This window comes from Kitasatospora sp. NPDC088391, assembly GCF_044753345.1.
Taxonomy (GTDB): domain Bacteria; phylum Actinomycetota; class Actinomycetes; order Streptomycetales; family Streptomycetaceae; genus Kitasatospora.
In genome coordinates, this window is the sequence record NZ_JBIVNB010000001.1 from 713,979 (window position 1) to 735,224 (window position 21,246).

A 21,246-nucleotide genomic window follows, 5' to 3' on the forward strand; every position below is an offset into this window, starting at 1 on the left:
CCGCGCCCGGCGGGGCCGCGGCGGGGCTACGGCGGCGTGGCGGCGGGAATCCGCTGGTCGCGGTGCCGGTGGCCGGTGGATACTCGGTGACCGTGACGGACGACGGAGAGGTGGCCGGGGGCGCGGGCGGGGCGGCGCTGCGGCGGGTGCTGGCGGAGGCGGGCGGGCCGGAGCTGCTGGAGGTGCTGGCGGAGCGGCTGAGCGGGGCGGACCTGACGACGCTGCTGCTGGAGGTGTTCCGGCGGCGGGCGGACCGGGTGACACCGGCCGAGGTGATGCGGCGTTACGCGGCGGACCGCTTCACCGCGCCGGCGCCGACGGCGTTCGCGGACCTGCGCCGGGTCGAGGACGTCCTGCTGGCGGCGCTCCCGGACGGGTTCCGGACGGTGCTGCCGGCCCCGCTGGTGCCGCTGGCCGCGCACGCGGCGGTCGCCCCCGTGGACCCGCGCAAGGTGGTGGCGACGGTGCGCGGCACGGAGGTCGCCGCCGATCCGACCAACGCGCTGGCGCTGGAGGCGGCCCGGTTGCGCGCCGCGGCCCCGCGCTCCGCCGAGCCGGTCCGGCTGGCCGCGTCCCAGCGCGTGGTGCGCGCCCAGCGTTTCGCCGACCCCGGGGCGCTCGCGCACTTCCAGCTGTTCGCGCTGGTCTCGGCGGGCCGCGACACCGGGGCGCGGTCCTTCGAGCGGACCGGGCTGACCGAGCACCTGGCCTTCGCCGCGCGGGCCCTGGCGGCGGCCGGGGTGCCGCGCACCGAGGTCCGGCTGACGGTGCTCGACCCGGCGCTGGCGGAGACGGCCGCGCACGCGGCGCGGGCGCTGGCGGACCTCCCGGGCGTGACCGTCCGGGACGACCCGGACCGGCCGACCGGGCGCGGCTACTACACCGGCCTGTGCTTCAAGGTGCACGGCGTGCTGGACGGCGGCCCGGTCGAGCTGGGGGACGGCGGCTTCACCGACTGGACGCGGCGGTTGACCGGCAGCCGCAAGGAGCGGCTGCTGATCAGCGGCTACGGCCTGGACCGGCTGGCGGGCCTCAGCGGTCGGACGGGGTGAGGGCGGAGACGACGTCCAGCAGGGGGGCCGGGTCGGTGTCGTCCGGGCCGCTGACGCACAGGCGGTCCGCCGATGCGCCGTAGCGGGCGCGGAGTTCGCGGGCGGCCTCGGCGGGTTCGCCGGCGACGGCGAAGGTGTGCAGGACGGTGTCGTCGATCAGGGCGCCCATCTCGGCCCAGCGGCCGCGGAGCGAGAGCGGGTGCAGCTCGTCCTGGAGGGCGGCCCAGCCGTGGGTCTCCAGGACGGGGCGGTAGGCGGGCGTGGAGGCGTAGAAGGCGAGGCGTTCGCGGACCGCGCGGAGGTTGGCCGCGTACTCCCGCTCGTCGCGGCCGGTGGCGACCAGCACGTTGGCGACCACCTCGAACGGCCGGGCGGTCCACGGGGCCTGCTCGGCCTCGGCGGTGGCGCGGGCGGCCCGGACGGCGGGCAGCACGTGCGCGGCGAGGTGCCGGGGCGAGCCGAAGGGGTGGGCGAGGAAGCCGTCGGCGACGGCCCCGGCGGTGGCCGTCATCAGCGGGCCGACGCCCGCCAGCAGGATCGGCGGCGGCCCGTACGGCAGCGGGTCGGGGGCGAACACCGGCGTCATCAGGGTGTGCCGGTAGAACTCGCCGCGGTGGGCGAGGCGTTCGCCGCTCTGCCAGCTGTGCCAGATCGCCCGGACCGCCGCCACGTAGTCGCGCATCCGGGCCGCGGGCCGGTCCCAGGGCATGCCGTAGCGGCGGACCACGTGCGGTTCGATCTGGGTGCCGAGGCCGATCGCGGCCCGCCCGTCGGAGCTCTCGTGCAGCCCCCACGCCTCGTAGGCGAGCGTCATCGGGGTGCGGGCCAGGGCGACGGCGACGCCGGTGCCGAGGCCGATCCGGGTGGTGCGGTCGGCGGCCCGGGCCAGTTGCAGGAACGGGTTGTGCGAGGTCTCGGCGAGCACGAAGCGGTCGGCGCCGCGCTCCTCCGCCTCCCGGGCCAGTCCGGGTGCGGTGGCGGGCCGGGGCGGGGCGGCGAGGTCGATGCGCATCGGCGGGGCTCTCCTGCGGGCGGTACGGGGCGGGCGGTACGGGGGCGGGCGCCTCCGATGCTATGCCGCGTGTAACGGCTCTTCGGGGCCGGTCAGGAGGGGACGGCGAACGGGGAGGGGGTCGTGGTGGTGGTGTTGCCCCACGGGTCGACGGTGACCACGGGCTCGTCGGGGTCGCGGACGTCGACGCCGCTCACCAGGACGGTGTCGCCCGCCGGGTCGAAGTAGGTCCGCGACTGCCTGGCGCGGACCAGCACCGGTTCCAGTGCGGGGACGGTCACCCAGGCCGCGGCGTCCGGCGTGTGCGGGGCCAGTTCGCCCGGCAGGCCCGGGTCGGCGGGCACCGCGTCGGTGAACCCGGGCAGGGGCGTGGCGACGGTCGTCCGGGTGCCGATCAGCCGGGCGACCTGACCGGGCGTCAGGCGCAGCACGGCGGTCAGGTAGTACCGGTTGTCCTGGTACGGGACCAGGTCGCGGCTGCTGCCGCGCCAGGAGGAGACCCAGTGCGCGTCGACCGCCTCGCCGAAGCGGTGGAAGCGGGCCGTCATCGGGTCGCGGTCGGTGCGCAGCCCCGTCGTCTGCCAGCCGTGCACGTCGACGGGCTTCGGCCGGGACGCGTGGTCCGCCCAGCCGACCAGCCCGGCGGCCGCGACCAGGCCGCCGACCGCCAAGAGCACCTTCACCCGTACCGCTCTTCGCACGACCGGCTCCCCCTCCGTCTGTGGGCACCAGCCTGGCGGGTGCCCGGACCGTCGGCATCGGCCCGACGGAGGACCGGCCCGGGCCGGCACCCCCGCCGATCGGGGCGGGTGACCGTCCGTCAGCGGGTGCTGGACGCGCCGCCGTCGACGTGCAGGGTCCGGCCGGTGCGGTGGCGGGCCCCGGGGAGGCGGGGAACCGCGCGGCGGCGGTTTCCCCTTCCTCCACTCTGCGCCCGCGGGCCCGGCCAGGACAAGACTGCAATTTTTCCCGCCGGACCAGCACACTCGTTCCCGGACGGGAGCCCGCCGGGCTCCCCGGCGAGAGGGGGACGCTCGTGTCGGACGCCCGATGGGACCCGCACGGCAGTCTGCGGCGCGCCCTGTGGATCGGCGGCGCGCAGTGGGCCGGCAAGACCACGGTGGCCGAACTGCTGGCCGAGCAGCACGGGTTGACGGTCTACCACTACGACTACCACGACGCCCGCGGGCACCGGGACCGCCGGATCGCCCGCCGGATCGCCCTGGGCGAGCCGCTCGCGGAGCCCGACCCGGACCGGACCTGGTCGGACCGGACGCCGGAGCAGATGGCCGCCGACACCCTGGCGGGGTTCCCGGCCCGTTTCGGCTGGGCGCTGGACGACCTGCGCGCGCTGTACACCGGACGCCCGGCGATCGCCGAAGGCTGGGGCCTGCGGCCGGAGTTGGTCGCGCCGCTGCTCGATGCGCCGCGCCGGATGGCCGTCCTGGTCCCCACCGAGGAGTTCCGCCGCCACCAGCTGCGGGTCCTGCCGCGCGCGGGGGCGCTCGGCGTCCCGGTCCGCGACCCGGCCCGCGCCCAGGCCAACCGCGTCGCCCGGGACCGCCTGGTCGCCGAGGACGCCGTCCGCCACGCCCGCCGCCTCGGCATCCGCGTCCTGGAGGTCGACGGGACCCGGGACGCGACGGCGGTGGCGGCCGACCTCGCCGACCAGTTCGCCCCGTACCTGGCCGCGTCCGCCGCCGCCTGAGCCCCGGCGGCGGACGCGGGCCGGTGGCGGGTCAGCGGTGGCGCAGGTAGGCCGCCGCGGTGGCGCGGAGGCGGTCGTGCAGGCCGTCGTAGGGGCGGGTGCGGCCGAGCAGGGACTTGGGGAGCTTGGCGACCATCGTGTAGTTGGTGTCGCAGACGTTCGCGGCGGGCGCCAGGCCGGCCTGGCTGACCAATTGGTAGGCGTCGAGCTGGTCGAGGCCGAGCAGGTCGGCGGTCCAGGTGACCAGGTCGTGCTGGCTGATCCGGAAGGCGTCCTCCAGCGGGCGGGCCGAGCCGGTGCTGATCAGGTGGTCGTCGCTCTCCAGCCGGGGCCAGGCCGGGCCGCCGCCCTTGACCAGGTCGACGATCACGGTGGTGCGCATCGCCGCCTCGACGGCGGTGCCGCACACCTCGCCCTCGCCCTGCCGGGCGTGACCGTCGCCGAGGGCGAGCAGCCCGCCCTCGACGTTGACGCCGAAGTAGGCCGTGGTGCCGGCCCGCATCTCGGGGGTGTCCAGGTTGCCGCCGTGCGCGCCGGGCGTGATCGAGGCCAGCACCTCGCCGCCGGCCGGGGCGACGCCGACCGTGCCGTGCATCGGGTCGAGCGGCAGGGCGACGGTGAAGTCGCTGTTGCGGGCCCGGAAGTGGCACAGTCCGGCGGCCATGTCCAGGTCGTAGATCCAGACCCGTTCCTCCAGCGCCGGGTGCAGCATCGCGGTCTGATGGGTGGCCGTCAGCGCGCCGAAGTGCGGGAAGGTGCTGGAGATGCCGTGGTCGCGGGCCGGGGTGATCTCGACGAAGTGCACGGCCAGCACGTCGCCGGGCTCGGCCCCGGCCACCGCGATCGGGCCGGTGACGGGGTTGAGGTAGGGGAAGACGCAGACCTGGCTGGGCAGGTCGCCGGTGCCGCGCACCTTGCCGCCGAAGCAGTCCTCGGTGGTCAGTTCCAGCAGCGTCCCGGGCCGGACGGTGGTCAGCGGGGCGCGCCCGCCGAAGGTGTAGGCCCAGTCCTCCGGGGACGGGGACAGGCGGACGATCTCCTCGGGCAGGGTCACTTGTTCTCCTCCGTAGCGGTCGCAGCGGTGTCGGCGGTGTCGGCAGTGTCGGCGGCGACGGCGAGGCGCGGGGCGCGGCCGGTCGCCATCAGGCCGATCAGCACGATCGCACCGATCAGCAGCCAGACGAAGCCGAGCCGCTGGGCGGCGATGTCCGCGTTGACGACCACGTAGCCGAGGATCGCGAAGCCGAGCACCGGCGCGACCAGGTGCCGCCAGTAGTCCTTGCTGCGCTGCCGGACCAGGTAGTGCACGACCACGGCCACGTGCAGCACCAGGAAGGTGGTGAGCGCGCCGAAGTTGACCAGGGTGCTCAGCAGGGTGATGCCGTCGTCGCGGGAGGCCGTGTAGAGGCCGAGCACCAGCGAGACCCCGGCGGTGAGCAGCGTCGCGTTGACCGGGACCCGGCGGGTGGGGTGGATGCGGGCCAGGAAGGACGGGAGCTGGCGGTCGCGGGCCATCGCGTACAGCAGGCGGGAGGTGGCGGCCTGGGCGACCAGCGAGTTGGCGAAGCCCCAGGCGACGGCGGTGGCGGCGGCGGTCAGGGTGGCCAGCCAGCCGCCGGCGGCGGTGCGGGCGGCGTCGTAGAAGGCGGTGCCGTTCGGGTCTCCGTCGCGGATCAGCGCGTCGGGGTCGGCGACCAGCAGCGAGGCCACCCAGGTCTGCACGATGAACAGGGTGCCGGCCAGCAGCAGCGCGGCGACCATGGAGCGGCCGATGGCCTTCGCGGAGTCGCGGTTCTCCTCGGAGAGGGTGGAGATGCCGTCGAAGCCGAGGAAGCTGAGCACCGCGATCGAGACGGCGCCGAACACCAGGCTCCAGGAGAAGGTGTGCCCGTTGTAGAGCGGGGTGAGGTCGAAGCCGCGGCCCTTGCCGCCGGCCAGCGCGACCACGCCGACGCCGATGAACAGGGCCAGCACGACGAGTTCGCCGATCAGCACGGCCTTGTTGACCTTGGCGGTGGTCTCGATGCCCAGGTAGTTGACGACGGTGTTGAGCAGCACGAAGCCGACCACCCACAGCCAGACCGGGACGGACCCCACCAGCGAGTTCATCGCCACGCCCGCGATCAGGTAGAGCAGGCCGGGTACCAGCACGTAGTCCAGCAGGATCATCCAGCCGGACAGGAAGCCGACCGGCGCGCCGATGCCGCGCCCGGCGTAGGTGTAGACGGACCCGGCCATCGGGAAGGCCCGCGACATCTGGGCGTAGGACAGCGCGGTGAACATCATCGCCACCATGCCGAGCACGTACGCCAGGGCGACCATGCCGCCGGAGCCCTGGAAGACGCTGCCGAAGATCCCGAAGGGCGCGATCGGCACCATGAAGACCAGCCCGTAGACGAGCAGGTCGGTGAAGGTCAGCGTGCGGCGCAGCTCCTGCCGGTAGCCGAAGCTCTCGATGCCCCCGCTGCTGGCGGACGTTGGCGTGGGTGTGTCGGCCATGGCGCTCCCTCTCCGTGACGGCCCCGTGGGTGTGTTCGGAGACTGTAGAGGTAAGTATTTCCAGATGGAAGGGTTTTCTCGGCGTACGGACGCGCCCGGCCGGACGGGGGCGGGTCTCAGTGCAGGACGGTGAAGTCCGGGCCCTCGGCGCGGGCCAGGTGGACGGTGCGCGGCAGGGCGCGCAGCAGCGGCGCGGCGGCGGCGCGCAGGCCGGCCGGGTCGAGGGCGCGGCGGCCGGCGAGTTCGGCGAGCAGGTGGAGGCCGTCGTAGAGGCCGACGGCGTAGGCGTCCAGGATCGGCGCCCACGGTCCGCAGAGCGCCCGGTGGCGCTCGGCCAGGTGGCGGCGGGGCTCCTCGGCGAGGGTGGCGAAGGAGGGCATCGCGGCGTACAGCGTGCCGGTGTCGTCGCCGCCGAGGGCCAGCAGGCCGTTCTCCTCCAGCGCGCCGGAGAGCCGGACCAGTCGGCGGTCCAGCCCGCTGCGGCGCAGCGCCCGGTTGAAGACCACCAGGTCGCGGCCGATCAGGCTGAGCAGCACGGCGTCGGCGCGGGCGGTGCGCAGCGCGTCCAGCAGGGCGTCGAGTTCGCGCTCGACGCCGCCGAACGGCACCCGGCGCTCCAGCACCACCCGGGCGCCCGCGCCGCCGGCGAGGCGGGCGGCGGCGCGGTGCACGGAGCGCGGCCAGATGTAGTCGTTGCCGATCATCGCCCACCGGCCGATCCGGTGACGCTCCGTCAGTTCGACGACCGCGGCGCCGAGTTGGACGGTCGGGTCGATGCCGGTGCAGAGCACGCCGGGCCGCCGGGTGCCGCCCTCGTGCGGCGGTGTGAACACGTAGGCGGTCCGCCCGGCGGCCACCTCCTCGACGGCCCGGTGCACGTCGCTGGTGTGGCAGCCGGCCAGCGCGTCGAGGGCGCCCGCGTCGAGCAGGCGGCGGACCTCGGCGGCGACGGGGGCGGGCGCGCCGCCGCCGTCGACCAGGACGAGTTCCAACGGCCGGTCGCGGACGCCGCCGCGGGCGTTGACCTCGTGCGCGGCGAGCAGCGCGCCGTCCAGCGCGGACGGGCCGGTGAAGCCGAGCGGGCCGGACTGCGGCACGACGAGGCCGACCCGGAACGCGCCGTCCGCCCGGGCGGTGTGCAGCGCGTCGAGCGGGTCGACCAGTCTCGCTTCCAGCCTCACCAGTGCGAGTATGGTCATCCTGCCGCGCCCGGGGAAGTCGGGCGGGCGACGGCGAGGGATCGGGACGAGGGTCGGGACAGGACCCCGGCAGAGCGCTCGGAAGGGGAGGGCCGGATGACCGCGCAGGGCACCGCCGCGACCGGCAGCGCCGCGACCGCCTCCGGCCCCGGCGGGTCGGCGCCGCTGCTGGTGGAGCTGGTCGCGCTGGCGCACCGGCGGCTCACCTCGGGGCTGGCCGCCGCGCTGGCCGAGGAGGACTGCACCGTCGACCAGTGGCGGGTGCTGCGCGCGCTCGCGGACGGACAGGGCCGTCCGATGGGCGAGTTGGCGCAGTCCCTGCTGATCCCGCAGGCCAGCCTGAGCCGCCTGGTGGACGCGCTCGCCGACGCCGGCCTGGTCCACCGCCGCCAGGGCGACCGGGACCGCCGCCGGATCACCGCCCACCTCTCCCGCCAGGGCCGCACCCGGCTGACCCGCCTGGACGCCCTGGCCGCCGCCCACGACGCCGCCGTCCGCGCCACCTGCGGCCTGCCCGCCGCCCCGGACGCCGCCGACCCGCTCACCCTGCTCGCCGCCCTCTGACGCCCCGGGCCCGCGACCGTGCCGCGCGCTGCGGTAGGGTCTGCGCACCCTGGATCCCCCTTCCCGCCGGAGCGCTGAACCGCCGTGTCCCGTCCGAGCCCCGCCGCTCCCGTCCGCCCCGCCTCCACCTCCGCAGACGCAGCACCGGCCCGGACCCGGCGGTGGTGGCGCCGAGCACTGGTCGGCTCCGTGCTGGTCCTGGCCGCGGCCGGGCTGGTCGCGTTGGTGTACCCGCGAACCGTCGCGCTGGCCTCGCTGCCGGTCGGCGCCTGCTTCGACCTCCGGAGCGACCGGTTGGACACGGTGCGGCCCACGGCCTGCACGGACCCGCACCTCGGCGAGGTCACCGGGCAGTTCCCCGTCGACGTCGAGCGGGACCCGCACCACGATTCGGAACTGGCCGCGGCGCTGGCCTGCAGCCCCGCCGACACCGCCTACGTACCGGACTACTGGTCCCTGCCGCCCTCGCTCGGCTACGACTACCACCTGTCGACGGACCCGGGCCGTGCCCCGCACGTCACCTGCTACCTGGCCGCCCTGAACGACCGGGTGACGGGCCCCTCCCGGCCGCACGCCCCCGCCCCCACCGAGGCGCAACGCGCCTATCTCGCGGCCGTCGACCGCTACGACGAGCTCTCCGCCCTCGACATCGACCAGGCCGAGGGCGCCACCTCGGTCGAGATCCGCGACTGGACGGCCTGGATGGCCGACGCCGAACAGCAGTTGACGGACGACCTGGCCCGACTCGCCCCACCCGCGGGCGCGGAGAGGTCGTTCGCCACCGTACTCGGCTCCCACCGCTCCGCCCTCGCCCACTGGCGCGCGGCCGCCGCCCTCGACCCGGGCCGCAGCATCTCGGAGATCCGCCAGGCAGCCGCTGCCGCCCGCGCCGACGAGCACGCCGCCATGGACCCGGACACCGAGGTCCGCCGCGCCCTCGGCCTCGCCACCACCATGCGCCCGCGCGGCTGGTCGCTCTGACCCTCCCAGAACTGCGGGCCTCCGGGTGCCGTCCGCCAAGGCTCTCAGCCCGCCCGGGAGGACGAGAAACCCCTTTGAAAACAGCCTTGTCGAGGCGACCCAGGGCCAGTGAGCAGGACGAGGGCTGACAGCAAATCCACTGGAGGAATCCAGAGCAGCCTGCATCCCGACAAGATCCACTACTTGTCGGGACATGGCCCCTTCGGCGAAGCTTTCCCGTACCGGTCCGTACCGGAGTCACCTCGCAACACGAACCTATCGAGCGGTTGCCATGGCTCACCTGCCCCTGAGCGATACCGGAACCTCAAAGGCAAACGGGTCCGGCTCGTTCGGAGCCCTGGATCTCAAGGTGTGGAGTATGGAGTTCACCAGTCGCCGGTCGATAGCAGACATTTGAGCTGTCGCCGGCCGCGGGTTACGGATGCGATCCCAGGCTTCCAACCACCGGGTGATCTCGGAGACCGGAAGATGGCAAGCCCGGAGGAAGTGCTCCAACAGCTTGCGGCTCGGCTGCGCCCGGCCCTGGAGGACGAGGTGCAGAGTGCTGTGGGGCAACTCGCCGTGTTGTCCGGCTCGTCCCTCCAGTTCACGGAGCGACGGACGTCCGACCGCACGGTGAAGGCGGAGCATCGCCTGCCAAAGCTCGCGAGGAGTGGTGACCAGCGTGATGTGCACAACGGGCTCGATGGTGCCGGTGGTCTCGGCGCTGCGGGCGAGGCGCCACATCTTCCTCGCCTCGGCGATCTCTTTCTGACTGGCCGAACACCCCTTCGCGTAGGACTCCACCACCTCCAACGCCGGCACCGCGTCCCCACTCGCGGCTCTGGAGAGCCGGGTGCGTTCGACGCCGGTGACGTTGCTGAGTTCGGTGTAGGTGAGATCCGCGGCCTGGCGCAGTACCCGCAAGTGCTGCGCCAGAGCCGTCAGTTCCTTCGTGCGATGGGTGATGGGCCGCTCGGGGCGTCCCATCGGCTTCAGACCTCCTGGACGGCCAGACGCGGGTAGCGGTTGGCCCGCACGGCCACCACGATCCCGACAGCGACGGAGGCGATCCCACCGAGCAGGCCGAGAACTACGGGAACGGCCAGCCCGGAGGCCGTGAGGGCAGCACCCAGCAACCGAAACCCTTGGGACCGAGCGACAAGGCGTTGGCGCGCCGACCCGCTCACCGCAGGTGACGTGCATGACTGCACGTCACCTGTCGTGTTTCCAGGAGGACTCGATCGGTGCCCGCCATCCCGCCCGCCGTCGAAGCCGCGCCGAACTTCTTGGCGCTCCATGCACACCGATTCAACAGGAACGGGTAGGAAGTCCCTGCCCAGGGTCGCCGAGGAGGAGGGTGGCCTGGCGGAAGCGTTCGTTCGGGCCGGGGGCGCGGGTGCCGCGGACGAACGCCCAGGCCGGGTGAGCCTGTCGGGCCTGGGCGAGCATGCCGGCGGAGAGGTCGAGGGGGCGGCCACGGCCGCGGGGGGGGGGGGGGGGGCCCCCCCGCGCCCCGCCCCCCCCCCCCCGGGCAGCAGCCCCCCCCCCCCCGGCGGGCGGCCCGGGGGGGGGGGGGGGGGGGGCCCGGGGCGGGGGCGGGGGGGGGGGGGGGGGGGGGGGGGGGGGGGGGGGGGGGGGGGGGGGGGGGCGCCCCCCCCCCCCCCCCCCGCGGCCCCGACCTGATGGTCCGTCAGCGCACCGCGTAGGCGTCCGTGACGGTCTGGGTGACGGTGCTGCCGCCGGTCGCGGTCAGGGTGATCCGCAGGGTGACGGCCTTGCCACTCGCACCGGTGTGGTCGAGGGCGGCGGTGCGGTCGGCGCCGACGGGGGCGTCGGTCCAGGTGGTGCCGCCGTCGTAGGAGTAGGAGAGGCGGGCGTCGGCCAGCGGGCCGGGGGCGGCACCCGCCTGGCCGGTGGCGGCGAGGGCGATCCGGACCGGGCCGGCGGGGGCGGTGTTGTTGCCGTCCAGGTCGAGCCGGTAGTCGGGGAACAGCAGCGGCAGCGGCTGCGAGTACGCGGCCGGGTCGTTCGCCGAGCGGAAGCCGAACTCGGTGCGGACGGCGGTGGAGCGCTGCCACTGGTCGCGGTGGTAGAACCGCTGCTGTTCGAGCACCAGGGTGTAGTCGCGGGCCCCGGCCGGGACCTCCCAGACATTCGACGGGCCGAACCAGGAGCGGCCCAACGAGTCGCCGCCGCTGAACAGTTCGACGGCCGAGCCGTCGCCGAAGTAGGCCATGCTGCCGGTGTGGTCGGCGTTGCCGTCGCCCCACAGGCTGCGGCTCAGGTCGACGCCGATCAGGTCGGCCTGCCGTTCGCCGACCAGCAGCGGCGCGCCCGTCGCGTCCCGGCCGGCGGTGGGCCGCAGCACGCCCCGGTACCACTGCTCGGCGCGCTGCTGCCCGGGGGTGTAGCGGCGCGGCAGGTCCTGCATGAACTCGGTGAACGGCCAGCTGCTCTGCGCGTCGTGCAGCCAGGTGGTGTCGTCGGCGGTGTAGCGGGCGGTGCGGACGGACGGGGCGGCGACCAGGCCCTGCGCGACGGCCTGGGCCGCGTACGGGTTCCAGGGGCGTTCGACGCTGACGTAGTCGCTCATCCGGAACGGCGTGCCGAGGCTGTGCCAGGTCTCGGTGACGGTGGCGAGGTCGCGGTCGCGGACGGTGTGGCGCTGCTGCCCGCCGATCGAACCGGTGTCGTGGAAGGCCAGGTTGTAGACGTCGGGGCCGTCGGGGGTGGAGGTCCAGTCCAGCGTGACGGGGCCGCGGCCGAGGGCGGTGCGCAGTGCGGCGGCCTGGTCGGCGGTGACGGGCAGCACGGGGGCGGCGAGGCTGATGTCGTTCTTGGCGAACAGTCCGGGGCCCGGACGGTACGTCAGGACGCCGACGGCACCCGCCTGCTTCGCCTGTTCGGAGACGGTGCGCTGGGAGGTGCCGTCGTCGGGGAGCAGCACCAGCCGGCCCTTCACGTCGGCGCCGGTCAGGTCGCCGGGCGCGGCGAGGGCGATGAGCGGGGCGCTGCCGGTGGCGGGCAGGTGGGCTTCGTCGGCGTACTGGGCGTAGTGGGGTTCGAGGGTGAGTCCGGCGCCGCGCAGCACCGCCTCGGGAGCGGCCAGGCGCAGGTAGCTGCCGAACTCGAAGCCGCCGGTGCGGGCCTTGCCGCTGCCCCAGGCGGAGAGTTCGACGGGGAGCAGGCCGGTGCGCACGCCGGTGGAGTCGACCCACTTGTCGCCCCACCAGCGGCCGAGTTCGAGGACCGCGTTGCGGACTCGCAGGTCGTGGTCGGTCCGTACCTCGACCGGGTCGGCCTTGCGGGCGTCCAGGGTGAGGACGGTGTCCTTGTTCAGCTGGAGTTCGGGCATGGCGAGCGCGGTGACGCCCTTGGGGGAGGCTTCGCCGGTGGTGTCGCGCCGGTCGGGGGTGACCACGTAGCCGCTGAGCGAGTAGGTGCCGGGGCGCAGCCGGTAGACGATCTCGCCGTTGGCGTCGGGGGCCTGGCGGCTGCCCGTGGCCTGGCCGAGGTCGACCATGGTGATGCTGGTGCCGGCGTCGGACGCGGCGGGCTTGCCGTCGCGGTCGATCAGCTTGACCCGGACGGCGAAGGTGTCGGGTTCGACGTAGGCGTTGAAGGGGGTGGAGACGGTGGTGCCGTCCTCGGCGGTGGCCAGGACGCGGCCGGTGAGGTCGCCGTACTGGCCGCCCGTCAGCTTGGCGGTGGGGTCGAGGGTGAGCGGCACTTCGGCGGTGGCGCCGGGGGCGAGGGTGAGCCGGTCGGTGCCGAGCCGGACGGCCTTGGCCTTGACCGGCGAGTCGTCGTCGCCGTCGGTGCGCTGGACGGCGAGCTTCAGCGTGACGGGCCGGTCGGAGGTGTTGGTGTACGGGAGTCGCACGGTGCGGGTGTCGGACTTCTGCTGGGGGTGGGCGAAGTCGCCGAAGCCGACGGCGGGGGCGCCCAGGACGCGCTGGGTGGTGGCGGCGTCGGCGCGCAGCCGGCCCGCGCCGACCTGCTGGACGTCGCCGGGGACGGTGGCGAGCGCGGCGGAGACCAGGGCGGCCTTGATCCGGGCGGCGTCCCAGTCGGGGTGGCGCTGCTTGACCAGGGCGGCGGCGCCGGCCACCAGCGGGGTCGCCATCGAGGTGCCGGACATCGCGGTGTAGGCGTACACGCCGCGCCCGCCGGCGGCGGCGCCCTTGACGTCGACGCCGGGGGCGGCGATCTCGGGCTTGAGGGTGTGGGTGCCGGTGACGGAGCCGTGCGAGGAGAAGTTCGCGGTGGCGTCCTTGCCGTCGACGGCGCCGACGGTGAGCACGGCGGGCGCGCAGCCGGGCGAACCGACGGACTGGTAGCGGCCGAGGTTGCCGGCCGCGACCACGAACAACGCCTTGGAGTGCTGGGCGAGTTGCTGGGCGGCGACCGACATCGGGTCGGTGCAGTCGCTGGGCTCCGGGCTGCCGAGCGACATCGAGACCACGTCGGCGCCGGAGTCGGCGGCCCACTGCATGCCCGCGATGATCTGCGAGTCGGTGCCGGAGCCGCTGTCGTCGAGCACCTTGCCGACCAGCAGCCGGGCCCGGTCGGCGACGCCGCGCTCCTTGCCGCCGGAGGCGGCACCGGTGCCGGCGATCTCGGAGGCGACGAAGGTGCCGTGGCCGACGGCGTCGTGCACGTCCTCGTCCGGCGTGCTCGGGTCCTCCGTGGTGAAGTTGCGGCGGGCGTCGACCTGTCCGGCCAGGTCGGGGTGCTGGTCGTCGATGCCGGTGTCGAGGACGGCGACCTTGACGCCGTCGCCGCCGAGGCCGGCCGCCCAGGCGGCCGGGGCGCCGATCTGCCGGGTCTCGGCGTCGTTGGCGGCCTTGACCTTGCGGTCCAGCCAGAGCTTGGCCAGGCCGTCGCGGCCGGTGCCGTCCGGGGCGATCAGCTGGTCCCAGGTCCGGGCGGCGGCGTCCTTGGCGGGCTTGAGCGCGACGCCGTTCACGGCCTTGAGCGGCGTCGCCCCGGCGGCCCGGGCGCGCAGCTGCGGACTGGCGGCGGCCGCCCCCGCGTCCCGGTAGGTGGCGATCAGCGGCAGGGTCTTGGCGCCCTGGTCGTCGTAGCCCTGCCGGACCAGCGCGCTGACGTCGAACAGGCCGCGGTCGACCGTGCCGGCGGCGAGCGCGGCGGAGGCCCGCTGCGGCAGGACGTACTGGTCGCCGTTCTCCTGCTGGGTGAAGACCAGCGGCAGGTTGCCGTGTTCGTCGGGCAGCACGGTGACGGAGCTGCGGCCGTCGGGGGTGCCGGTGACCCGCACCCGGTCGCCGGTGATCAGGGTGACGGTGCGCGGTGCCTGTTCCTGGCGCCCGGTCAACTCCCTTGCCGTGCCGCTTGCTTCCGTGCTCCTCGGGTCGTCGGACGGGGCCGCGTACGCCTGTCCGGTGGTGCCGAGCGCGCCGGTGGCGAGGATGCCCGCCACCGCCAGTGCCATCGCGCCGCGTATCCGCGCCGGCCATGTCATGGACGCCTCCAGTTCTCGGGTGTATGGCCGGTGAGCCTGGCAGAAAACCCGCCTGACCGGTCATGATGGGCGCTGGCGGATCACCGCCCGGCGGCAACCCGCCACCGGGTGCGTCCGGCACGAACTGACGCTGGGTGTCGGGCCCTTGGGCGGCGGGCCGGCGAACGGCGGTCGGCTCGGCGGTTCCCGGGTGACGGTGCGGCGGACGGAGCGTGGATGCTGGCGGCGATAGGACTGGACGAGCACGCCGAGCGGCTCTACACCCACCTGGTCGGCAACGGGCCGGCCGACCGCGCCGAACTCACCGCGCGCTGCGGGCCGTTGGCCGTCGGCTCGCTCGAACTCCTGCAGGCCGCCGGGCTGGTGGCCCCCGACGCGGAGCAGCGCTACACCGCCGCTCCCCCGGCCGTCGCCCTGGAGGCGCTGCTGACCGGGCAGCGGCACGCCCTGCGGGAGGCCGAACTCACCGCCTCGATGCTGACCGAGGCGTACCGCACCGCGACCACCGGCGCCGACCGGGCGCACCGCGACCTGGTCGAGGTGGTCGCCGGGCGGGCCGCGATCAGCCACCGGGTGGCCCAGTTGCAGGCCGGTGCGGAACGCGAACTGCTCGCCCTGGTGACGGGCCGTCACCAGGTGGTGGCCGCCGACGAGACCGGCGCGGAGACCGCGGCGGTGGCCCGGGGCGTCGCCTACCGGGTGGTGCTGGAGCGCCGGGCGCTGGACGAACCCGGCGCGGCCCGGCCGCTGTTCGAGGCGATGGACCGGCAGCAGCAGATCCGGGTGGTGGAGAACGTCCCGACCAAGCTGATCGTCGCCGACCGGGAGCTGGCGCTCGTCCCGCTCACCGCCCCCTCCGCCGCCACCGACCCGGTCGCCCTGGTGGTGCGCGCGCCCGCCCTGGTCGCCGTCCTCGCCGTGCTGTTCGAGCAGACCTGGGAGTGGGCCCACCCGCTGGGCCGCGCCGGTACCGGGCCGACCGTCGGCGACTCCCCCGCCGACGGGCCGGACGAGACCGACCGGCGGGTCCTCGCGCTGCTGCTGGCCGGCGCCACCGACCACGCCGTCGCCAAGCAGCTCGGCCTCGGCCTGCGCACCGTCCAGCGCCGGATCAGCCGCCTGATGGGGCTGGCCCGCGCCGACACCCGGATCCAGCTCGGCTGGCAGGCGCACCGCCGCGGCTGGGTGCACTGACCGCCCGGGCCGGCCGGGTCACGGCCGGGGGTCGGAATCCTGCCGGGACGCGCCGGAAATCCCCCGGGGGACGGCCTTGTCGAGGGAGCGCAGGGCCAGCAGCAGGACGCCGAGGTCGTCCAGCAGGATCGGGTCGGGCAGCAGGTCCACCGGGGAGACCAGGTAGACGATCGCGCCCCAGAACAGCACCTTCTTCGACATCGGGATGCCCGTGTCGGACAACAGCCGCTTGGTCCGCACCAGTTTGACCACCAGTACGACCGCCGCCGCCAGCGTCGCGGCCACCAGCACCCCGCCGACGCTCCACAGCAGCACGCTCGTCCCGTCGCTCATCCGTCCGCCTCTCCCGCCGCCACCCGGTCCTCCGCGGATCTCTTCTGCCCCGTTCCGGCCGGAGTGTGCGCCCCGTCGGGGGCGGCGAGGAGGAGGGTGGCCTGGCGGAAGCGTTCGCCCGGGCCGGGGGCGCGGGTGGTGCGGGCGAGTTCGGTGAGGCCGGCCCGGTGGAGGAGGGCGGCGAGGGTGCCGACGGGCCAGCGGTGGGCGGTGGTGACCTTGTGGTCGAAGGGGAGCGGGTCGCCGGTGTCGGTGTCGGTGGCGAAGAAGCCGGTGAGCAGCAGGCCGCCCGGGGCCAGGACGCGCCGCAACTCGGCGAGCGCAAGCGGAAGTCGATCGGGCGTCAGGTGGATCAGCGAGTAGCGGGCGAGGATCGCGCCGAGGCTGCCGTCGGCGAGCGGCAGGGCGGTCAGGGTGCCGCGGACGAACGCCCCGGCCGGGTGGGCCCGTCGGGCCTGGGCGAGCATGCCGGCGGAGAGGTCGAGTCCGAAGGCCCGGACGCCGAGCGCGTCGAGCAGGGCGGTCGCCTCGCCGGGCCCGCAGCCGAGGTCGCCCACCGGTAGGCCGCGACCGGCCACCGGCGGGGCCGCGGCCAGTCGCCGGAGCAGCGCCGACTCGTCCTCGCGGCCGCCGAGTTCGCCCCGGAACAGGGTGGCGTACAGCTCCGCCACCGCGTCGTACGCCCGCCCGACCCCGCCGTCCGCCGTCACGTCCGCACTCCCCCGTCCTGCCGCAGGAGCGTCGAGCGTACCGGGCGGGCGCGGCCGGAGGACCGCGGGGAAAGCGCTTGCCGTCGGGGGCGTCCGGGCGTCTAGACTCTGCCCGTGGCCGTCGTAGCGATCTCTCGCCGATTTAGTGGCCCCCCGGCTCCCGATGGGTGCCGCAGGGGTCGGGTTTCGCCACGCCGATGACGCAGTCGGGCTGAGCGGGGTCGGTCCCGGTCGGCGGATCGTACCCAGGGGCCGGGGGGTGTGTGCTCCCCCTTCTCTCCCCTGCCGAGGCCCGGAGGCCGTCATCATGACCCTGCCCGCGAACCCCGCCGCACCCGCCGCACCCGCCCCTGCGCACACCGTCCGTCCGCTCTCCGCCGAGCAGTTGGCCGCCGACCTGGCGGTCCGCGACCTGACCGACCCGGCGGCCGGGCCGCACGCGCTGCAACTCGTGCTGGACGGCGCCGTCGACGCGCTCACCCGCCACTGGGGCTGCCCGGCGCGGGTGCACCGCGGCGAGCGCGTCGTCACCGTCGCCGACAACTACGACCACCTCAACTACCGTGCCGACGACGTCACCCGGGACACCCGCTACACCCGCTACGTGGACGACCGCCGGATGCTGCGCAGCCACTCCAGCGCCCTCGTCCCGGGCGCGCTGCGCGCCCTCGCCGCCGAACGTCCCGACGGCGGGCCGGAGTCGGTGCTGCTGGTCTGCCCGGGCCTGGTGTACCGGCGCGACAGCATCGACCGCCTGCACACCGGCACCCCGCACCAGCTCGACCTCTGGTACCTGACCCGGCGTCCGGTCCCGGCCGGGCCGGACGACCTGACGGCGATGATCGGCGTCCTGGCGGGGGCGCTGCTGCCGGGCCGGGCGTACCGGACCGAGGAGCGGGTCCACCCGTACACCCTGGCGGGGCGTCAGCTGGACGTCGGGGCGGACGGGGAGTGGGTGGAGGTCGCCGAGTGCGGGCTCGCCCACCCGGCGGTGCTGGCGGCGGCCGGGCTGGGCCCGGAGTGGAGCGGGCTGGCGCTCGGCATGGGCCTGGACCGGATGCTGATGCTGCTCAAGGGCGTGCCGGACATCCGCCTGCTGCGCTCCGCCGACCCCGCGGTGGCGGGGCAGCTCACCGACCTGGCCCCGTACCGGCCGGTGTCGGCGCAGCCCGCCGTCCGCCGCGACCTGTCGATCGCCGTGGACGGCAGCGGCGGCGACGGCTCCGGGGGGACGGATCTCGCGGAGGACCTGGGCGACCGGGTCCGCGACGCGCTGGGCGCGGACGCGGACGCCGTGGAGACGGTGGAGGTCCTCTCCGCCACCCCCTGCCGCCTGCTGCCCCCGCAGGCGCTGGCCCGGCTCGGCGCCCGCCCGGACCAGTGGAACCTGCTGGTCAAGCTGGTCCTGCGCGACCTGCGCCGCACCCTGACCGACCAGGACGCCAACGACCTGCGCGACCGCGTCTACGCGGCCCTCCACCGGGGCACCGCCCACCAGTGGGCGGCTTCCGGCCCGCGCTGACCGCGGGCTCGGCCGCCGGACGCCTCGCGGCGGCCGGCGGCCCCTTCGGACTCCGTCCGGCAATGTCGGTGCCGGGTGCCGGTGCGGTCAGCGCCAGGTGTCGTCGGCGGTGAAGGTGCCGGTGGCGGGGGTGACGGTGCCGCGGTTGGCGCCGCTCTCCCAGACCACGCTGCCGTCGGTGTTCTTGATCAGGTACTTGTACTCCACGGGGGTGTTGGGCGGCAGCGGCAGACCGGCGGTCCACACCGGGTAGCGGCTGCCGTCCGTGGTCAGCGGGACGGCCTTCGCCGGGTTCCAGGCACCGAGTTCGGCGAGGTTCCCCGCGAGGTAGAGGTTCTGGCCGTAGGCGGTGACGGCGGTGGCGTGGAAGGTCGCGGCGACGGGGGCGCCGCCGCCGACGTTCCAGCGGTCGTCGACGGCGGTGGGCGCGGTGGTCGAGTGGGTGACGGAGCGGTTGGGGACGCTCTCCCAGGTCACCGCTCCGCTGCTGCTGCGGATCAGGAACTTGTACTCGGCCGTGCTGCCTTCGATGATCTGGAAGTAGCCGCTCCAGACCGGGTACGCCTGGGCGGTGGTGTGCAGCGGGACGGCGGCGGCGGGGTTCCAGTTGCCCAGCTGGGCGGTGTTCCCGCTGATCAGCACGGTGTCGCCGAACTGGGTGGGGGCGGTGACCGCGACCGTGACGGTCGCTTCGGCGGTGGCGGCGCCCGCGGGCGGGACGATGCCGAGCAGGCAGGCCAGCAGTGCGGCCACGAGCAGGACCGGGCGCCAGGTGGCGGCTGCGGCCCGGGCGGAGGCGGTCGTCATGACTCTTCCCCTCTTCTTCCTCAAGCGGCGCTGACGCGGCGTCAGCACCGCTTGATCACAACACGAAATCAAAGGATCGGGTCAGGAGAACGGCCTTCTGTCGCCCAGTGCCGTCAAGTTCAGGCCACCCTGCAGGGAAACTCTCGGAATTGCGTTCAAGACATGAACACAGACCATGGCCCACTGGTCGCCGGGGTGCGGGGTGCGGCGGAGACCGCCGACGTCATCGCCCCGTCGGACGGAGATCATCGGGCCGTAATGAAAACCTTGCTGCAAGATGACGCAAAACTTTTCATCCGGCGTTCCGCCGTCCGCGCAGCGCGGCCGCGGTGGCGGCGGCCACGGCGGCCGCGTCGGCGGGCGGGCGGTCGAGCAGCCGGGCGAGGTCGGGGCCGGAGTCGCCGAGGAATCCGTGGCGGACGGCGGTGGCGATCGAGGCGAGCATCGGCGGCTGGAACGGCAGGAGCGCCTCGTCGGCGAGGGTCCTGGCCCGGTACTCGGCGAGCCCGATGCTCCGGTGCGCGACCCCGAGGCGCTCGGCCACGTCGTCGGCGGTGACGGGCGTGCCGACCAGGTCGTAGGTCCTGCCGGTGTGCGCGGTCGGGTCGGCGGCGACCACGGCCGCGGCGGCGGCCAGGTCCGCCCGGGCCACCGCGGCGAGGGCGCCGCCGCCGAAGGCCGACTCCACGCCGTCGGGCGTCCACGTCAGCAGCGCGCCGAAGAGTTCGGCGTAGAGCCCGTTGCGCAGGATCGTCCACCCGAGGCCGCTGTCCCGCACCAGGCGCTCGGTGGCGCGGTGGGCGAGCGCGAACCCGAGGTGGTCCCCGGCGCCGGTCAGGCTGGTGTAGATCACGTGCACCACGCCGTCGCGCACCGCGGCCTCCAGCAGGGCGCGGTGCCGGGCGACGACCAGGTCGTCCTCGGCGGCCCCGGCCGAGACCATGACCAGCGTCGGGACACCGGCGAGGTCCAGGCCGGCGGGGTCGTCGAAGTCCAGGTGGCGCTGCCCCTCGGCGGGGGTGCGGCTGCCGCCCAGCGCGGGCGCCTTCCGGTCGGCCAACTCCTGGAGCAGGAGGGAGGCGAGCTGTCCGCTCGCGCCGGTCACCGTGATCATTGCGGTTCGGTCTCCCGTCGTGGTTCTCTTCGGTAACTACGGCGATCCTGCAACCGCCGCACCGGGCCCACAAGGAGGCAGTCCGATGTCAGTGACGCACAGCCGGGTAACCACCGGGCCCGCGGAGTTGGAGCCGTGCGGGCGGTCCGACCACCCCGACTGCGGGATCCGCGACGTCCTCGACCGGATCGGCGACAAGTGGTCGGTCCTGGTGGTCGTCGAACTCGCCAACGGGACCAGGCGGTTCCGGCAGTTGCAGCGCGCCGTCGACGGGATCTCCCAGCGGATGCTGACCCTGACCGTGCGGCGGCTGGAACGGGACGGACTGGTGCTGCGGACCGTCCACCCCACCGTGCCCGCGCAGGTCGACTACCGGCTCACCGCGACCGGCACGAGCCTGACCCACCTCGTCAAGGCGCTGGCCGACTGGTCGCTCGAACACCGGGACGGCATCGCCCTCGCCCGCCGGGCCTACGACGCGGAGCACCCCGGCCACGAGATCCGCTGACCGCCCGCCCGGCGGGTGCCGGGTTCTTCGGCGACAACCTCACGACCGCAGGGCCGCCGCGACCAGGAGTTCGACCGCCTCGCGCGGGACGTCCCGGTCGCCGCGGACCAGGGCGTCCAGGACCAGGCCGTCGAAGCAGGCGAGCAGCGTGAGGGTGCGCCCCTCGGGGTCGGGGGCGGCGGGGCCGGGGGAACGCGCAGGACCGAACGCCGCCGCCCGCCCGTTCGAACACGGGGCGGCGGCGGGACGGCGGGGCGTGGAGCGGGCGCGGGGCGGGAACCCCATCGGTGACCGTACCGGCGGGTGACCGCACCGGCCGGCGGCGCCGCCCCCGCGTCGAGGAGGATCAGCTTGGCACCGCAGAAAGCCCCGTCCGGCAACCCGACCGGGATGGGCGGCGCTCCCCCGCCGCCGCCCGGGCCGGCCAACCCACCTCCCCCGCACCAGAAATGACGGACCGTCAGCCGTGGTCGGGCCCCAACCGGCGCTGGCCCGGGCGGGGGACCCCCGCCCCCGGGGCGGCCGTGGGCCGGGGGCCGGTGGAAGGCGGGCGGCCGCGCGCCCCCGCGGGCCCCC

At 75.2% G+C, this 21,246-nt stretch carries 19 protein-coding genes; 7 read left to right on the top strand and 12 right to left on the bottom strand.

What is annotated here, in order from left to right; genetic code table 11:
* Positions 1-92: 92 nt before the first annotated feature.
* Entirely contained in the window at positions 93-1,052 is a 960-nt protein-coding gene (locus tag ACIQBJ_RS03045) for a hypothetical protein (protein WP_400702461.1), read from the top strand.
* On the opposite strand, the gene ACIQBJ_RS03050 is transcribed toward ACIQBJ_RS03045, so the two are convergent.
* Together ACIQBJ_RS03050 and ACIQBJ_RS03055 are read right to left on the bottom strand one after the other, a co-directional pair.
* Complete coding sequence (locus ACIQBJ_RS03050; protein ID WP_400702464.1) at positions 1,033-2,064, bottom strand: TIGR03617 family F420-dependent LLM class oxidoreductase; 1,032 nt, start codon at positions 2,062-2,064, stop codon at positions 1,033-1,035. The genes ACIQBJ_RS03045 and ACIQBJ_RS03050 overlap by 20 nt on opposite strands.
* 92 nt (positions 2,065-2,156) lie before the next feature.
* Positions 2,157-2,747 carry a hypothetical protein gene (locus ACIQBJ_RS03055; RefSeq protein WP_400702467.1) on the bottom strand — a complete coding sequence of 197 codons (591 nt, stop codon included), beginning with the start codon at positions 2,745-2,747 and terminating at the stop codon, positions 2,157-2,159.
* A 353-nt stretch (positions 2,748-3,100) separates the two neighbouring features.
* On the opposite strand from ACIQBJ_RS03055, the gene ACIQBJ_RS03060 reads away from it, so the two are divergent.
* Positions 3,101-3,772, top strand: coding sequence for a hypothetical protein (locus ACIQBJ_RS03060; RefSeq protein WP_400702470.1), 672 nt, complete (start codon positions 3,101-3,103; stop codon positions 3,770-3,772).
* A gap of 31 nt (positions 3,773-3,803) precedes the next feature.
* Here the strand turns inward: ACIQBJ_RS03060 and ACIQBJ_RS03065 are convergent, their stop codons facing one another.
* From ACIQBJ_RS03065 to ACIQBJ_RS03075, 3 genes are all read right to left on the bottom strand, one after another.
* The gene (locus tag ACIQBJ_RS03065; protein WP_400702473.1) at positions 3,804-4,826 is read right to left on the bottom strand and encodes an acetamidase/formamidase family protein; all 1,023 of its coding nucleotides are present in this window, start codon (positions 4,824-4,826) and stop codon (positions 3,804-3,806) included.
* On the bottom strand, positions 4,823-6,271 hold the full coding sequence (locus ACIQBJ_RS03070; RefSeq protein ID WP_400702476.1) for an APC family permease: 1,449 nt from the start codon (positions 6,269-6,271) through the stop codon (positions 4,823-4,825). The genes ACIQBJ_RS03065 and ACIQBJ_RS03070 overlap by 4 nt, the downstream gene beginning before the upstream one ends.
* Before the next feature lie 116 nt (positions 6,272-6,387).
* Positions 6,388-7,452 carry an ABC transporter substrate-binding protein gene (locus ACIQBJ_RS03075; RefSeq protein ID WP_400702479.1) on the bottom strand — a complete coding sequence of 355 codons (1,065 nt, stop codon included), beginning with the start codon at positions 7,450-7,452 and terminating at the stop codon, positions 6,388-6,390.
* Between the two features lie 114 nt (positions 7,453-7,566).
* Between ACIQBJ_RS03075 and ACIQBJ_RS03080 the strand changes: the two genes are divergently transcribed.
* A complete protein-coding gene (locus tag ACIQBJ_RS03080) occupies positions 7,567-8,034 on the top strand; it encodes a MarR family winged helix-turn-helix transcriptional regulator (protein ID WP_400702482.1) in 468 nt (155 codons plus the stop codon).
* A gap of 84 nt (positions 8,035-8,118) precedes the next feature.
* A complete protein-coding gene (locus ACIQBJ_RS03085; RefSeq protein WP_400702485.1) occupies positions 8,119-9,015 on the top strand; it encodes a hypothetical protein in 897 nt (298 codons plus the stop codon).
* A 276-nt stretch (positions 9,016-9,291) separates the two neighbouring features.
* Here the strand turns inward: ACIQBJ_RS03085 and ACIQBJ_RS03090 are convergent, their stop codons facing one another.
* Together ACIQBJ_RS03090 and ACIQBJ_RS03095 are read right to left on the bottom strand one after the other, a co-directional pair.
* Positions 9,292-9,984 carry a helix-turn-helix domain-containing protein gene (locus ACIQBJ_RS03090; RefSeq protein ID WP_400702488.1) on the bottom strand — a complete coding sequence of 231 codons (693 nt, stop codon included), beginning with the start codon at positions 9,982-9,984 and terminating at the stop codon, positions 9,292-9,294.
* A gap of 703 nt (positions 9,985-10,687) precedes the next feature.
* Positions 10,688-14,482: a S8 family serine peptidase gene (locus ACIQBJ_RS03095; protein ID WP_400702491.1), complete on the bottom strand. Its 3,795-nt coding sequence runs from the start codon at positions 14,480-14,482 to the stop codon at positions 10,688-10,690.
* A 216-nt stretch (positions 14,483-14,698) separates the two neighbouring features.
* On the opposite strand from ACIQBJ_RS03095, the gene ACIQBJ_RS03100 reads away from it, so the two are divergent.
* Positions 14,699-15,676 (top strand): helix-turn-helix transcriptional regulator, encoded by a 978-nt coding sequence (locus ACIQBJ_RS03100; RefSeq protein WP_400702494.1) that lies wholly within the window; start codon positions 14,699-14,701, stop codon positions 15,674-15,676.
* An 18-nt stretch (positions 15,677-15,694) separates the two neighbouring features.
* On the opposite strand, the gene ACIQBJ_RS03105 is transcribed toward ACIQBJ_RS03100, so the two are convergent.
* Both ACIQBJ_RS03105 and ACIQBJ_RS03110 read right to left on the bottom strand, forming a co-directional pair.
* Positions 15,695-16,009, bottom strand: coding sequence for a DUF1232 domain-containing protein (locus ACIQBJ_RS03105; protein WP_400702497.1), 315 nt, complete (start codon positions 16,007-16,009; stop codon positions 15,695-15,697).
* Positions 16,006-16,719: a class I SAM-dependent methyltransferase gene (locus tag ACIQBJ_RS03110; RefSeq protein WP_400702500.1), complete on the bottom strand. Its 714-nt coding sequence runs from the start codon at positions 16,717-16,719 to the stop codon at positions 16,006-16,008. Before ACIQBJ_RS03110 ends, ACIQBJ_RS03105 begins: the two co-directional genes overlap by 4 nt.
* A gap of 307 nt (positions 16,720-17,026) precedes the next feature.
* Here ACIQBJ_RS03110 and ACIQBJ_RS03115 point away from each other — a divergent pair, with 307 nt between their 5' ends.
* Entirely contained in the window at positions 17,027-18,241 is a 1,215-nt protein-coding gene (locus ACIQBJ_RS03115; protein ID WP_400702503.1) for a hypothetical protein, read from the top strand.
* A gap of 87 nt (positions 18,242-18,328) precedes the next feature.
* Here the strand turns inward: ACIQBJ_RS03115 and ACIQBJ_RS03120 are convergent, their stop codons facing one another.
* Both ACIQBJ_RS03120 and ACIQBJ_RS03125 read right to left on the bottom strand, forming a co-directional pair.
* Entirely contained in the window at positions 18,329-19,048 is a 720-nt protein-coding gene (locus tag ACIQBJ_RS03120; RefSeq protein ID WP_400702506.1) for a CBM20 domain-containing protein, read from the bottom strand.
* Positions 19,049-19,340: 292 nt separating this feature from the next.
* Positions 19,341-20,162, bottom strand: a complete 822-nt coding sequence (locus tag ACIQBJ_RS03125; protein WP_400702509.1) for an NAD(P)H-binding protein — start codon at positions 20,160-20,162, stop codon at positions 19,341-19,343.
* An 85-nt stretch (positions 20,163-20,247) separates the two neighbouring features.
* On the opposite strand from ACIQBJ_RS03125, the gene ACIQBJ_RS03130 reads away from it, so the two are divergent.
* Complete coding sequence (locus ACIQBJ_RS03130; protein ID WP_400702512.1) at positions 20,248-20,670, top strand: winged helix-turn-helix transcriptional regulator; 423 nt, start codon at positions 20,248-20,250, stop codon at positions 20,668-20,670.
* A gap of 39 nt (positions 20,671-20,709) precedes the next feature.
* Here the strand turns inward: ACIQBJ_RS03130 and ACIQBJ_RS03135 are convergent, their stop codons facing one another.
* Positions 20,710-20,955, bottom strand: a complete 246-nt coding sequence (locus ACIQBJ_RS03135) for a hypothetical protein (protein WP_400703534.1) — start codon at positions 20,953-20,955, stop codon at positions 20,710-20,712.
* Positions 20,956-21,246: the final 291 nt, after the last annotated feature.

What these genes read in the sequence shown, in the direction of transcription:
- ACIQBJ_RS03070 (WP_400702476.1), bottom strand. Translation starts at nt 6,271, where the DNA reads ATGGCCGACACACCCACGCCAACGTCCGCCAGCAGCGGGGGCATCGAG.
- ACIQBJ_RS03095 (WP_400702491.1), bottom strand. Translation starts at nt 14,482, where the DNA reads ATGACATGGCCGGCGCGGATACGCGGCGCGATGGCACTGGCGGTGGCG.
- ACIQBJ_RS03115 (WP_400702503.1), top strand. Translation starts at nt 17,027, where the DNA reads ATGACCCTGCCCGCGAACCCCGCCGCACCCGCCGCACCCGCCCCTGCG.
- ACIQBJ_RS03090 (WP_400702488.1), bottom strand. Translation starts at nt 9,984, where the DNA reads ATGGGACGCCCCGAGCGGCCCATCACCCATCGCACGAAGGAACTGACG.
- ACIQBJ_RS03125 (WP_400702509.1), bottom strand. Translation starts at nt 20,162, where the DNA reads ATGATCACGGTGACCGGCGCGAGCGGACAGCTCGCCTCCCTCCTGCTC.
- ACIQBJ_RS03120 (WP_400702506.1), bottom strand. Translation starts at nt 19,048, where the DNA reads ATGACGACCGCCTCCGCCCGGGCCGCAGCCGCCACCTGGCGCCCGGTC.
- ACIQBJ_RS03130 (WP_400702512.1), top strand. Translation starts at nt 20,248, where the DNA reads ATGTCAGTGACGCACAGCCGGGTAACCACCGGGCCCGCGGAGTTGGAG.
- ACIQBJ_RS03135 (WP_400703534.1), bottom strand. Translation starts at nt 20,955, where the DNA reads ATGGGGTTCCCGCCCCGCGCCCGCTCCACGCCCCGCCGTCCCGCCGCC.
- ACIQBJ_RS03050 (WP_400702464.1), bottom strand. Translation starts at nt 2,064, where the DNA reads ATGCGCATCGACCTCGCCGCCCCGCCCCGGCCCGCCACCGCACCCGGA.
- ACIQBJ_RS03105 (WP_400702497.1), bottom strand. Translation starts at nt 16,009, where the DNA reads ATGAGCGACGGGACGAGCGTGCTGCTGTGGAGCGTCGGCGGGGTGCTG.
- ACIQBJ_RS03100 (WP_400702494.1), top strand. Translation starts at nt 14,699, where the DNA reads ATGCTGGCGGCGATAGGACTGGACGAGCACGCCGAGCGGCTCTACACC.
- ACIQBJ_RS03080 (WP_400702482.1), top strand. Translation starts at nt 7,567, where the DNA reads ATGACCGCGCAGGGCACCGCCGCGACCGGCAGCGCCGCGACCGCCTCC.